Origin of the sequence: Limobrevibacterium gyesilva (assembly GCF_025989185.1) — a bacterium.
GTDB lineage: Bacteria > Pseudomonadota > Alphaproteobacteria > Acetobacterales > Acetobacteraceae > Limobrevibacterium > Limobrevibacterium gyesilva.
Genome location: NZ_JAPDNT010000036.1, coordinates 1 through 11,732, shown reverse-complemented (window position 1 = coordinate 11,732; position 11,732 = coordinate 1). Strand labels below are relative to the sequence as shown.

Sequence of the window (11,732 nt, the reverse complement as noted above, 5' to 3'; positions counted from 1 at the left end):
TCAGGCGTCCAGGATCTCGGCGGCGCGCGCGGCCAGATCCGGCATCCGGTCGGCCCAGGTGTTCAGCACGTCGTCCAGGCTCAAGATCTTCGGCATGCGCGCGACGGACACCAGGAGGAATTGCGGGATCAGCGAAGATGCAAGTTGACGGCTGAAGGAACGGCGTGCGCGGCTGTTGCGCGACCAGCGCGCGCCGGTGCTGTAGGCGTCAATCTTGCTGGCTAGGATGCCGATCTTGGCGCCGCCCAGGCTGGTACCGGAGGCGGCACGATCATATCCGGCGGCCGGGATGAAGATGAGCCGTCCGCCCCAGAACGACGAATTCGGGCCGACCAGCCGCCGGTCGAAACCGCGGAAATCATGCAGCGGGATGGCCAGCGCGCGGCCGCGCTTCGGTGTGACGACGGCGCCGGTGGCAAAGGCGGACAGAAACCGATCGGCGCTGTCGCCGGCGGCGAATACGGTGGCGGCGGCGCTGGGCGAGTGTGCGGGCGGCCTCGGGTAGACGGTGCTGCGGACGGCGTTGACGGCGCGGCCGAAGCGGTAGCCGCTGCCCTGCAGCTGCTTGCGCAGATCGGTTTTCGCCCCTTCCGCCGCGGCGGCGACGCCGACGGCGACCGCCTTCGACAACGTGGTGCCGACGGCGCCGATGGCGGTTGCGAGGTCGCCACCGGACCGCGTGATGCGGAAGCTATGCGCCATCGCCGTTCGCCCCTCTCCGTTCTTCCGTGCCAGCCGCCATGCCGGCGTGGAAGGCGCTCAGCAGTTGCGCCGCGACGGGCGCGGGAACGCCGCCGGCGGCGGCGATCGCGACGGCGGCGGCGATGTCCAGCTCGAGGCCCGCGAAGCCGCCACGCAGGCAGGCCATGGCCGCATCCCACACCACCCAGCCCTGCTCGGTATGCGGCTCTGTCAGGCGTCCCGGGCATTCGGCGCAGTCAGACCGGCAGCCGCTGCAGTATTGGCGCCCACGCCCGAAGCACCATTCGGCATGGGCGCCGATCCGTTTCCCTCCGCGGCGACCTCAGCCTGCAGGCGCTGGTATTTGACCAGGAAGTCCAGGCCGAGGGCGGAACGGCCGAACAGCGCCGCATTGTCCTTCGTGCACGGGGCCGGCCTGTCGCTGCCGTCCGCGGCACCCACGCCCTCCCAGTCCAGGATGCCGTGGCGGGCGAGGCCGGCGGCGGTGAGCTCGTCCACCAGGCCGCGCCGGACGTCGTCGTCGACGACGTCCGGCAGGTCGTCGGCCGGCATGCCGGCGGCCAGGCGGTCGGCGTGCTCGCGGACGATGTCCAGCATCTTGCGGTTGGCGTAGGCGGTGGCGGCGCTGATGACGGCGCTGCCGAGCGGGCGCACCTGCACCCGCACGCCCATCTGCAGCGTGAGCCAGTAGGGCTCGGTCGGGATGTGCAACGAGAACATCAGGTGTGCGTCATCGTTACGGTGAAGGCCGCGGCGGCGGTGGCGTCGTATGCGGCCTTGATGTTGATGGTCTGCTCGATGCCGCCGGGACCCGCGATCGGGACCGAGGGCGTCTCGATAAAGCAGCGTGGGAAGTTGAAACTCAGCAGGTATCCGCCGGTGAGCGGCCATTGCAGCGACAGCGTATGCGGCGCGTTCGCCAGCGCCGCCGTTGTCATGCTGCGGCTGTCGTAGCGCAGCGACAGCTTGCCATCGAGCTTCAGCTCGCCGGCATCGTAGCCGGCCGGCGCGCCCGTCGTGTCGCCGCGGACGGTGCGGACTTCCTCCAGATTGTTGCTGATGGACAGGGTGCCGCCGGTGACGTTGGCCACTGCCGTGCTGTCAAGCAGGACCGACGCGGACTTGTTGAGCAGGCGCCCGTATGTGGCGCGGGTTGGCGTGCCGCCGATACTGGCATTCGCGACCGGCTGCTGCGTCAGCGCCGCGAGGCCGACCGTCATGGTCGCGGTGCCGGATGGCGCGATATCGATGCCGAGCGTGTCGGCGAAGACGCCGTCGAATTCGTAGAAATCGACGGTGTCAAGCAGGCCTTTCTCGAACGTGGCCGACGGCAGGGCGCCGCCGGCAGTCCAGGTGTCCGTCTTGGTCGTGGTGCCGGTGGTGACCTTCGTGCCGAACAGCAGCGTGAGCCAGAAATCGATGTTGCCGGTCTCCAGCGGCACTTTCGCGTTGCCTTTCAGCGTCAGCGCATCGGGAAACGGGTCCATCGGGTTGCGGCCGATGCCATAGGACAGCACCGGATCCTCGACCTGCGGCTGCTGCGCGGACATGTCGAAGCTGTAGCAGGGCAGCTGCGCATAGGCGCCGGTGGCCTTGGTGCCGACGGTGGTCTCGGCCTTGGCCAGCAGCTGCAGGCGAGTGCCACGCGCGCGCGCGGGAATGAGGGCCATTTCGGGTTCCTTCAGGACAGGACTGTGTCTGTTGAGACGTAGCTCAGCGCGACGGAGAACCGGGCGGACTTGGCCGCGCCGTCGATCTCGGCCGGCTGGAAGGTGGGCGCGCCAGGCTCGGCCCAGTCGACGACGCCGCCGAGGGTGCGATCCACGGCGATCAGGCCGGCGATCCGCTGCAGCAGCGCGTCCATGGCGGCGTCGCGAGCATATTCATCCGCAGCCGCGACCGAGACGACGACCTCGGCGTGCTGCTCGATCTCCCAGGCCAACGGGGACAGCAGGGGCGTGTCGGTCGAATCGCCCTCGCTGACCTCGATCAACCCCTCCGGCACCATCTCGCGCGCCAGATCCGTCCCGCGCCAGACCTCAGCGCCGGTCTGGCGCAGCAGGTCCGCCAGGGCGGAGATCGCGGCCTCGCGCTTGCTCATGCGCGCCGCACCGTGGCCGTCCAGGTCAGGCCTTCGTGGTCGAGATTCGCTTCCAGGACCACCACCAGCTCGGGACCCGGGCGGGTCGGATCGTAGAGAGTGAGCGTGTCGGCCTTCGCCAGCGCCGGGGCGTCGATACGGCGGATCGAGAGGTCCTCGCCGTGCTGCTTCACCGGTTGGAACGCGTCGAACCGTGCCTCGCGCGTCACGCGCGTGACGCGGATCGAGGTCGCCGGACCCTGCCCTCCCGGCTGGTAGTCAGCCGGCACGGACAGGTTCGGATCGGCGTGCAGCGTCCTGAGCGCGGCCTCGAAGACGGTCATGTCAGACGCCGCCCTTGCGGCGCCGCGGAGACTGCGCCGCCGTCGCCACGCTCGTGAAGCTGGTGGCGGGGTCGCCGGTGAAGACCGACGTGCCGCTGTGCTCCAGGATGATGGCGGGGTCCAGCCAGATCTTGCCGCCCAGATCCCGCCAGCGGCGCGAGAACGCATAGTCCTCGGTCCAGTAGGTGCGGCTCTGCGGGCAGATCATGGTGCCGAACAGGTTGTAGAGATGGTGCTCCCACGGCTCGCCCTTCAGCTCCTGCGGCGCCTTGACGTAGCGCAGGTCGCGATAGGCGCCGGTCATCTCCAGGACCGCATCCCGGCGGATGCAGAAGAAGCCGCCGGGGAGGGCCGCGACTTCCACCAGGCCGGAGGCCAGGCGGGGCGCCCGGTCCAGCGGCACGTAGGCGAAATCGACCGCGTGCGGATTTTTCTTCGCGTAGGTGGCGCCGACGAGGTCCTGGCCGTGCGCGATCAGCCTCAGCACGTCGGTCCCGCGGAAGCCGATGTCGCTGTCGATGAACACCAGATGCGAACAGGACGATGCGACGAATTCCGCGAGGATGTGGTTGCGGGCGCGCACGATGTCGCTCTCGTTGCGGGTCGTCATGACGTGGCACGGCAACCCGCGGGCCAGGCATTCGGCCCGCAGGTCCAGCATGCCGTGCAGATAGCTGTCGTAGCACTGGCCGCCATACATCGGCGTGCCGACCAGCACGCCGGTCACCGGGACATTCGCCGCGATGACCGGCGCGCCGTCTTTCACCGACATGACAGATCCCGGGCTAGAAGTTGCCGTTGAAGCGGGTCACCACGCTGGTGTCGGCATTCGCCGCGGCCGCCAGCGCCACGCCGATGCGGGTGTTGGAGGTGGCGCTGTTGGTGACGGCGTTGCCGGCGGCGTCCCAGTAGACGTTGCCGCCGGCGGCGATGGAGGTGCTGGCGCCCGAGGCCTTCGGGAAGGTGAAGGTGCCGAGCGTTCGGATCGCGACGTTCGCGCCGGAGGCGGCATTGCTGAGGGCCACGCCGGCGAGCTGGCCCTGGACCAGGACGCGGCCGGACACGGCGCCGCCGGAGGGCGCCACCGTTTCGACGATGGTGCCGTCGTTGATGTAGTTACGAGCCACGGGCTGTCCCCTTGGTGCTTGTTGGCGAAGTGGGTGGGAGGCCCGGCGCCGAAGCGCCGGGCCAGGGAAGCGGCGGCTCAGCCGCCGACGTTGGAGGCGCCGCTGCGCCAGGTCACCGCCTTGGCGCCGAAGTTGAACGTCACCCGCCAGGTCATGCCGGTGAATTCGATCTCGGACTCGCTGGTGAGCACGGGCACGCGGCCGTCGCCCTGCAGATAGGCGATGTCGATGACCGGCACGTCCTTGCGCATCAGGAAATACGGGTCGTTGCCGGTGCGCAGGAACGGCTCCATCACGACCTCGGTCATCTGCTTGTACTCGGTGGGCAGCGTGGCGCCGATCGCGGTCGGCACGATGAGTGCCGAAGTGATCTCTAGGGCGGTCCGCTGCTTGCTGGGCGGCACCAGCAGGGCGACGGAGGTCGGCGGTGGCATAGGCTGGCCGCTGACGTCGTTCATCTGCATCAGCAACTGCAGCAGCTCGCTGTAGGTGGTGGCGGTCAGCGTGCCGGCCGTTCCCAGGTTGCCGTGAGTGGCGTGGAACAGGGCGATTCCGTCCTGCATCGCCGCATTGGTGGTCAGGATGCCGAAGACCACCCGGCGCAGCGCCGTGTAGCCGGCCAGCGCGGCACTCTGAACGGCGCGATCGATCGCCCGCATGTCGTCGTTGACGATGGCGACGCGGGAAAGCGAGACCACGCGCCCCCGCTCGGCGACGGCGAAGGTCTCGCCCTCGTCCGACAGCACTCCGCCGGGCACCGCAGCGCCTTCGGCGAAGGGGATCGGCTCGGGGAAGTTGCCCATCCCGGCGCTGGTGATGGTCTTGAAGTCCGCGACGTCGTACTCGGTCGTCCAGCCCTTCCAGGTCTGCGGGAAGCCGCCATAGACGGAGCGCAGATACTTGTTGGTCGAGTTGGTCAGGATGGCGGCGAAGTCCGACGAGGTCAGGCCAGCGCCGTCGCGGCGGGACAGTGCCAGGTCGGCGAGCTGCGAGCCGGTCATCCGGTGCACGCCCTTGACGCCGTGGCGCAGGGCGATCTCACGGATCACGCCATGCATGCCCAGCCCCATGAACTCGCGCGCGTGGTCCGGCGGGGCGGTGTTGGTGCGCGCGGCCGTCAGCGCATCGGCCATGCGGGTGATGATCGTCTCGCGCTCGTCGCGGCGGGCATCCGCCGCCTCGGCCGGGATGCGCGACGTGGCGCGGCTGGCGACCCGTTCCAGCGCCACGGCACGGATCTGGTCGACCGTGGCATCGCCGGCGATCTGGGTCTGCACCCAATCCTGATCGAGATCCGCCTGGCGGGCGATGATGGCGATATCGGCATGCCGGGCGCGCTCGGCGGCGCGCGCCTCGGCACGAGCGGCCTCGGTGGCCGCGGTGATTTCTTCGGGGGTCATCGTGGGCTCCTGGGATGCGGCGCGGGCCGCCTGGGGGGTGGGAGGGGGCGGCACGGCGCCCGGCTGCGGCTGGGCCCGCACTTGCGCGCCCGCATCGGCCGGGATCGGCACGAGGGAGATCTCATAGGGAGTCCAGGCCGAGGCCGTGCGGATCTCGGGCGAGTCGGCGGTGGCCTCGGCGATCGTCCATTTCTGCACCGTGTAGCCGACGGAGATGTTGCGGATGATGCCGGCCGCGACATCGGCGACGATGCCGGCGACCTCGTCGCGCTCGCTGAAGCGCACCTGCGCACGCCCCACGCCGCCCGACACCGTCGCCGAACCGTCGACGACGACGCCGACGATGTCGGACAGGTCCCAGCTGCTGTGCGTGTTGAGCAGCGGGGCGCCGGCATTGAGGCGCCCGAGATCCACCGCGGCGGCGGACACATCCAGCTTCTCGGTCCAGCTCTTGCCGGTCCAGTAATCGCGGCGCTGGACGGCGGCGCCGGTGCTCCACACCACATCGACGGTGCGGGTTTCGGGGTTCCAGGTCTCGGGGGCGAAGCTGGCACGGATCCCCTGGGCGCCGGCCGGCCGCGTGATGAGATCGTTTGGCATTCAGGCACGCTCCTTGCGCGGTGCGCTCAGCGACCTCATGGCTTGTCTCCTGCTTTTGCATCGAGCTCGATCTTCGCGAGCTGCTTCGGATCGTTCGGTGTGCCGGGGCCGCTGATGCGGCGCGGGTCGGTGTCGAGAATCACGCCGGCGGCATCGACCAGCTCGTTGAAGGCCTTGATCTCGGCGACCTGCTTTTCCGGGTCCCAGCCCATCTCGGCGATGGCCTGCGGCATCGTCATCAGGCCGGCGCGCACCTGGGCGATGATGGCGAGCGTGTCGCGGCTGGGATCGACCAGCTCAAAGCGCGGCGGCGTCCATAGCGCGGTGGCGCCCGCGGCGGCGGTGGGCAGCGCACCGGACAGCACGGCCTGGCTGATGAAGGCGTTCCAGATCGGGACGCAGAGCAGCGGGATCAGCATCAGCCACTGGTCCTGCTCCACGTTGCGGCGGAATTCGATGTTGCCGGCGCGCAGACTGGAATAATTCGCGTCGCGCAGATCGCCGGTCAGCAAGTGGTAGGTGAGGCCGACGCCCATCGCGATCGCGTGCAGCGCGGCGCGCGTGTATTCGGCGAACGGGCCGCTCGCCTGCGGGGCGAGGAATTTGACGTCCTCGCCGGGCCGCAGATACCCGATCATGCCGGGCATCAGCTCTTCCAGCCGGCCCAGCTCGTCGTTCGATGCGGCGCCGAGGGGGCTGGCCGTCGGGCCGCCGGTCTGGGTGACGAACACGCCCAGAACGGCCTGCACCTTGGCCATCATCAGAGCGGCGTCGTGGTAGTCGTCGAGGTCGCGCAGCCGGCCCATGACCGAGGCGAGGTCGGACACGCCGCGGAGCTGGCCCGGCCGCTCGATGCGGTACAGATGCACGACGTCGCGAGCCGGCACTTCGCGGAAATTCGCCAGGCCGGACTGCCAGATGTCGTTCGGGTTGGCATCGTAGAGCTGGTAGGCGATGCGCCGCCCGTTCGCGTCGAAGCGGATGCCCTCGCGCACCGGCGATTGCGGCAGCGCGGCCGAGGTATGATCCTCGACCAGCCAGTCGGTTTCCAGCACCTGCAGCGTCAGTGGCACGCGCGCGCTGTTCTCCCCGCGGCGGCTCATCAACACCAGGCCCTCGCCCGACTCCGACCGGGTGCGCGCCGCCAGGGCCTGGATGCCGTAGATGTCGAGGCCGGTGGAGGGATCGCAGCCTGCGCCCCACTCCTCCCACAACTCGTCGATGCGCTTGTTCAGGTCCTTGCTGGACGTGTTCGCGCGCGGGCGGATGCCGGTGCCGATCTGGTTGCTGACCTGGACGTGGACGGCGCGGCGCCCCCACGGGTTGTTGCGCACCAGGTCGCGCGCCCGGTCGCGGATCAGCGCGCGGGCGGTCTGCACCTCGAGCACCGCGCCGCGGGCCGGCGTTCGCCAGTTCTGGGTGCGGCGGCCGCGGGAAGCGGCATCGTAGCCGCGCTTCACCCCCCCCAGCTTGCCGATCAGCTCGAGCTGCGTGCGCGCCTGGACGCGGCTCAGCGCCAGTTTCGGCGCCACGGCTGCGATGGCACGGTCGAGCAGGTTCACCGGGCGCGGCCCTGGGAGAAGTCGCCGCGGTTGTGGATGACGCGGGTCATGCGCGACGGCGGGGCGGCGGCCTGGCCGGCCAGGACCTGGCTGATTGCGTCGCGGGCGCGAAGCAGCTCCGTCGTCGTCTGATAGAAGACCTCTCGCCCGTCGGCGAACTTGCACTTGAGCGCGCCCGTGGCGATGGCCTGCTCGATCGTGTCCAGGTCTGCGGCGGTGAATGCCATGATCGGGTCCTAGAGCCAGCCGCCGCTGGGGCGGATCCAACCGCCTGACTTCGGCGTCGGGATGAACGGGGGAGCGCGGTCGCCCTGGCCCGGTGACGCCAACTGCGGCGGCATCACCGGGCCCGTGGTCGGGTGCGCTGGCGGGGGCATGGGTGGCACCGCGCTGGCCGCGGCGAGATCGGATTGCATCAGGGTCACGAGATCGGCGGCATGGCCGATCCGCCGGGCGGCCAGTCGATCCCAATCGGCCTCGGTGAAGCGCAGCGTGTCGTGATGCGCGAGGGCGCGGGTGTAGACGGCCAGGTCCAGCTGTTCGTTGCGGGCGCGCAGCTTGATCCATTCGCGGATCTCGTAGCCGGAGCGCGTGGCGCGCACCTGGCACACCTCGGCGGTCAGCTGCTCGAAGAACCCGATGTCCAGGCGGTCCGGAAAGCGCATGCAGCCGCGTGGCCACATGCCGTCGGTATCCGGGCCCTGCTCGGTGAGGCGGAGGGCTGCCGTCACCTCAGTCTTCAGGTCCCAGGTGCCGACCGGCCAGAGCTGGACGGAGCCGATCTTGCGGCCGGCGAAGTCGACCTCGACGGCCTTCGGCGTGCCGATCGGCGGCTCGCCCCATTTGGCGCGGCCGTCGAGCGCCAGGATGCGCGGCGAGCCCCGGTGCGCGTTGCGGCGGGCATAGGCGTAGACCCGCTGTGACAGGTAGCCGGAGTCGATGCCCCAGCTTTCGCACGGCCAGTCGCGGCCCCAGGCATCGCGGTAGCGCCGCTCGAGCAGGGCGTCATGGGCTTCCCACACGTCTTTGCGCATCGGGTCGCCCATCAGCATGCCGCCGTCGACATACCAGGCCGTCAGGTGGCGATCCCATGCGTAGACGGCCCATTCCAACCGGTCGCCCTGGACGTCGGTTGCCCCCGTCAAGAACAGGCAGCCGGCGGGGATACGTCCCGCTGCGTAGGGTGTGCGGCGTTCCCACAGCGCTTGGTGCGGCACGACGTCGTGGCGCTGTTCGTAGGCCTGGCCCAGCACCTGCTGCTGGAAGACCTTCTCCAGCGATGGATCCTGCACGCTGGCTTCGTATCGCTCGACCACCCAGGCCCAGCTGACGGCCGGGCTGTAGAGCGCGCTGAGGTGATAGCCGGCGTGGACGTAGATCAGGTCGGGCCGTCCGTGCACCCAGGCGCCGGCGGCGATCATGCCGGTCTTCTGGTGGTGCTGGATCGCGGCGCCGCAGGCCGCGCAGTAATAGGCCGCGGTGGACGGGTGGCCTTTGGTCCAGCGGAGCTGCGTGAACAGCAGCGGCTGGCGGTGGCCGCAGTGGGGGCACGGCACGTGGTAGACGCCGCGGCTGCTCTCCTCGTAGCGCTTGGTGATGCGGCAGGAGCCAAGCGTGCCAGGGGTGGAGACCGCGACGTCCTTCTCGCGGCCGGTGAAGGCGGTGTAGCGGGCCTGCGCCATGGCGAGGGGGTCGCCTCGACCATCGACATCGAACGGGAACTCCGACACCTCGTCGCAGATCAGCACGCGGACCGTGCGAGACTGGAGTGCCTTCGAGGCGTTCGCCCCGACGAGCGCGATGCGGCCGCCGGCGAAGATCTTGTTCATCGTGGTCGACGATTTCTCGTCGCGGCTGGTGATCTCCAGCACCCGGCTTCGGATCGCCGGCGTGTTGGCGATCATCGGATCGAGCTTCTCGCGGTTCCAGGTCCGGGCTTCCTCGATCGACGGCAGCACGACGAGGACGGATGTCGGCGTCTCGGTGGCGATCTGGCCCAGCAGGTTGAGCGGGACCTGCGTCTTGCCGGTCTGCGCGCTGAACTTCAGCGTCAGCTTGGCGGCCGGGTGGGAGAGGCTGGCGACCTCTAACGGTTCGCGCAGATAGGGCGTGCGGCTGGTCTGCCACTTGCCGGGGAAGGGCCCCTCCTCGGTGCCGAGAATCCGCGTGGCATCGGCCCATTCGGCAACGGTGCGCTCGGGGTCCGGACGGATCGCGCGGGCAAACGCCTGGCGGGCCGCGCGGCGGCTTTGCGGTAGCGCGTCAAACGGCAGCATCCTCCGGCGACTCCGTTTCGTCGGCGGCCTCCGTGAGGGCAGCCTTCAGGGCCAGCGTGATCCGGGCCTCGATGGCGCGCTCATCGGTCATGGTGGCGACGCTGGCGGCGATATCGCGCGGCACATTGAGGACACGGTCGCGGAGGCTTCGGACCATCTCCTCGACCTCGCGCTGAACAGCGGCACGGTCGACCAGGCGGCCCTCAAGCTCGGCCAGCTCCAGCTCAGCACGTTTCGCGTTGGTCGCTTCACGTCGCGCTCGGCTGGAGGCATAGGCTTCGGCGTCCGCGTCGCCGTCAGGGTCAGGCCTCGGCGCTGGATCGCGACCGGCACTCAGCTGGGGCGATGCCGGGCCCAGCATGGCGTCGGCGAGGGCGACATCGATCAGTCCGTCTGGCGTAACCGCCGGCGGCGCCAGTTTTCCGAGCCGGATCAGCTTCGAGATGTAGGCCGCCGAGCAGCCACGATGCTCCGCGTAGCTGCCCTTCTTGACCACGTTCGGCTGTTCACTGCGTGCGTTCACGGGGCTGAACCGGTTAACCCTTTGTAAATTAACCGACTAGCGATCTTAAGCGCCTCTGCGCGCCGTATTAGCGCGGAGGCTGGAAGGACCCGAAGGGGGGCATGCATAGCTAATGCCATCCCCATGCATTTCGCGCATGACATGCACAAATCGCATGCCTTCCGGCCATTTTCGGCCATCCCATGCACCATATGCATGGCATAGCTGAGAGACGACCTATGCGCCTGATGCATATCAGGTCAGGGCCGCCAGACCCCAACGAAAACGCCCGCCGCGGCGGTGCCGGGCGGGCGTGACTCTGCGAGAGTGGCAATTTGTAGGCTCGAAACCCGGCGTCGAGTCAAGCGATGAGTTTTGCGCGGGCACCGGCGAGCTGCTCGGGCGTGTAGCTCGGCGCCTTCCAGGCCGTGCCGCGAACGTGGTCCGGCGGCGTTTCCGGCCGGGCTTTCCGCTGTTTCGGCTGCGGTGCTGCGGCCCGATGCGCCACCAGCGCGAGCGCCTCGGCGCGCCCCTTGTCGTCGAGCCAGTCCGCCTGCTCGACGTAGCGGTAGAGCGAAAACTGGAGGTGTCGCAGCACCGTGCGCTCATCCATCCCGAGTCGCTTGCCGACCTGATAGACGCCGTGATTGTCGACCACGATCGAGAACACCAGGTCGGCGAGGCTGTAGCGGTGACGCAAGGTCACGAGCGCGGCCTCGTCGCGCCAGGGCGCATAGCGCGCGGAATAGGCCACCCGGAGGCTGGGCGACCAGTCCTCGGCCGGCGCGCCGCGCGGCTGCTTGTCGAGTCGCATCGCCTTCGCGAACAAGCCCGTGCAAATCGCCTCCCAGCAGCGGCAGATTTCGGACGCGGCGCGGATCTGCAGGGCGGACAGGCGCCCGGCCTCGAACAACTTCTCGGTGACACTGCGGCGCAGCTTGCGGATCGTCGGCTCGGTGGCGGCGAGCTCGAGCTCGGCCTGGCGCGCGCTTTCCTCGGCAGCCTGGCGCGCCTCGACCTGCGCGCGGCAATGCGCGAGCCAGTCGGCCCGCTCGACGCCGTCCGCAGCGGGCGGGGTTTGCAGGCTAGAGCGTTGATTTACGTTCATCTGTCCGTTCCGTCCTGTCTACTGTCCGGTC

The 11,732-nt window shown here is 69.4% G+C and carries 14 protein-coding genes; all 14 read right to left on the bottom strand.

Features of this window, described 5'->3' with window-relative positions:
• The 14 genes from OL599_RS22650 to OL599_RS22585 all read right to left on the bottom strand — a co-directional run bounded on the left by OL599_RS22650 (position 1) and on the right by OL599_RS22585 (position 11,701).
• A complete protein-coding gene (locus OL599_RS22650) occupies positions 1–702 on the bottom strand; it encodes a DUF6441 family protein (RefSeq protein WP_264716311.1) in 702 nt (233 codons plus the stop codon).
• On the bottom strand, positions 692–868 hold the full coding sequence (locus OL599_RS22645) for a DUF7697 family protein (protein WP_264716310.1): 177 nt from the start codon (positions 866–868) through the stop codon (positions 692–694). The genes OL599_RS22650 and OL599_RS22645 overlap by 11 nt, the downstream gene beginning before the upstream one ends.
• Positions 869–912: 44 nt before the next feature.
• Complete coding sequence (locus tag OL599_RS22640) at positions 913–1,422, bottom strand: hypothetical protein (protein ID WP_264716309.1); 510 nt, start codon at positions 1,420–1,422, stop codon at positions 913–915.
• Complete coding sequence (locus OL599_RS22635; RefSeq protein ID WP_264716308.1) at positions 1,422–2,372, bottom strand: phage tail tube protein; 951 nt, start codon at positions 2,370–2,372, stop codon at positions 1,422–1,424. Before OL599_RS22635 ends, OL599_RS22640 begins: the two co-directional genes overlap by 1 nt.
• Before the next feature lie 11 nt (positions 2,373–2,383).
• Positions 2,384–2,803 carry a hypothetical protein gene (locus tag OL599_RS22630; RefSeq protein ID WP_264716307.1) on the bottom strand — a complete coding sequence of 140 codons (420 nt, stop codon included), beginning with the start codon at positions 2,801–2,803 and terminating at the stop codon, positions 2,384–2,386.
• Positions 2,800–3,126: a head-tail joining protein gene (locus tag OL599_RS22625; protein ID WP_264716306.1), complete on the bottom strand. Its 327-nt coding sequence runs from the start codon at positions 3,124–3,126 to the stop codon at positions 2,800–2,802. The genes OL599_RS22630 and OL599_RS22625 overlap by 4 nt, the downstream gene beginning before the upstream one ends.
• A gap of 1 nt (position 3,127) precedes the next feature.
• The gene (locus OL599_RS22620; RefSeq protein WP_264716305.1) at positions 3,128–3,898 is read right to left on the bottom strand and encodes a hypothetical protein; all 771 of its coding nucleotides are present in this window, start codon (positions 3,896–3,898) and stop codon (positions 3,128–3,130) included.
• Between the two features lie 13 nt (positions 3,899–3,911).
• Entirely contained in the window at positions 3,912–4,253 is a 342-nt protein-coding gene (locus OL599_RS22615) for a DUF2190 family protein (protein ID WP_264716304.1), read from the bottom strand.
• 77 nt (positions 4,254–4,330) lie between these two features.
• Positions 4,331–6,253: a phage major capsid protein gene (locus OL599_RS22610; RefSeq protein WP_264716303.1), complete on the bottom strand. Its 1,923-nt coding sequence runs from the start codon at positions 6,251–6,253 to the stop codon at positions 4,331–4,333.
• A 35-nt stretch (positions 6,254–6,288) separates the two neighbouring features.
• Positions 6,289–7,815: a phage portal protein gene (locus tag OL599_RS22605; protein ID WP_264716302.1), complete on the bottom strand. Its 1,527-nt coding sequence runs from the start codon at positions 7,813–7,815 to the stop codon at positions 6,289–6,291.
• On the bottom strand, positions 7,812–8,042 hold the full coding sequence (locus tag OL599_RS22600; RefSeq protein ID WP_264716301.1) for a phage head-tail joining protein: 231 nt from the start codon (positions 8,040–8,042) through the stop codon (positions 7,812–7,814). The genes OL599_RS22605 and OL599_RS22600 overlap by 4 nt, the downstream gene beginning before the upstream one ends.
• Positions 8,043–8,051: 9 nt before the next feature.
• Positions 8,052–10,091, bottom strand: a complete 2,040-nt coding sequence (locus OL599_RS22595) for a phage terminase large subunit family protein (RefSeq protein WP_264716300.1) — start codon at positions 10,089–10,091, stop codon at positions 8,052–8,054.
• Positions 10,078–10,614, bottom strand: a complete 537-nt coding sequence (locus OL599_RS22590; protein ID WP_264716299.1) for a hypothetical protein — start codon at positions 10,612–10,614, stop codon at positions 10,078–10,080. The genes OL599_RS22595 and OL599_RS22590 overlap by 14 nt, the downstream gene beginning before the upstream one ends.
• Before the next feature lie 340 nt (positions 10,615–10,954).
• On the bottom strand, positions 10,955–11,701 hold the full coding sequence (locus OL599_RS22585) for a hypothetical protein (protein WP_264716297.1): 747 nt from the start codon (positions 11,699–11,701) through the stop codon (positions 10,955–10,957).
• Between the last annotated feature and the right edge of the window lie 31 nt (positions 11,702–11,732).

Excerpts from the sequence above, each read along its gene's own strand:
- OL599_RS22650 (WP_264716311.1), bottom strand. The coding sequence starts at position 702 with ATGGCGCATAGCTTCCGCATCACGCGGTCCGGTGGCGACCTCGCAACC.
- OL599_RS22645 (WP_264716310.1), bottom strand. The coding sequence starts at position 868 with ATGGCCTGCCTGCGTGGCGGCTTCGCGGGCCTCGAGCTGGACATCGCC.
- OL599_RS22640 (WP_264716309.1), bottom strand. The coding sequence starts at position 1,422 with ATGTTCTCGTTGCACATCCCGACCGAGCCCTACTGGCTCACGCTGCAG.
- OL599_RS22635 (WP_264716308.1), bottom strand. The coding sequence starts at position 2,372 with ATGGCCCTCATTCCCGCGCGCGCGCGTGGCACTCGCCTGCAGCTGCTG.
- OL599_RS22630 (WP_264716307.1), bottom strand. The coding sequence starts at position 2,803 with ATGAGCAAGCGCGAGGCCGCGATCTCCGCCCTGGCGGACCTGCTGCGC.
- OL599_RS22625 (WP_264716306.1), bottom strand. The coding sequence starts at position 3,126 with ATGACCGTCTTCGAGGCCGCGCTCAGGACGCTGCACGCCGATCCGAAC.
- OL599_RS22620 (WP_264716305.1), bottom strand. The coding sequence starts at position 3,898 with ATGTCGGTGAAAGACGGCGCGCCGGTCATCGCGGCGAATGTCCCGGTG.
- OL599_RS22610 (WP_264716303.1), bottom strand. The coding sequence starts at position 6,253 with ATGCCAAACGATCTCATCACGCGGCCGGCCGGCGCCCAGGGGATCCGT.
- OL599_RS22600 (WP_264716301.1), bottom strand. The coding sequence starts at position 8,042 with ATGGCATTCACCGCCGCAGACCTGGACACGATCGAGCAGGCCATCGCC.
- OL599_RS22595 (WP_264716300.1), bottom strand. The coding sequence starts at position 10,091 with ATGCTGCCGTTTGACGCGCTACCGCAAAGCCGCCGCGCGGCCCGCCAG.
- OL599_RS22585 (WP_264716297.1), bottom strand. The coding sequence starts at position 11,701 with ATGAACGTAAATCAACGCTCTAGCCTGCAAACCCCGCCCGCTGCGGAC.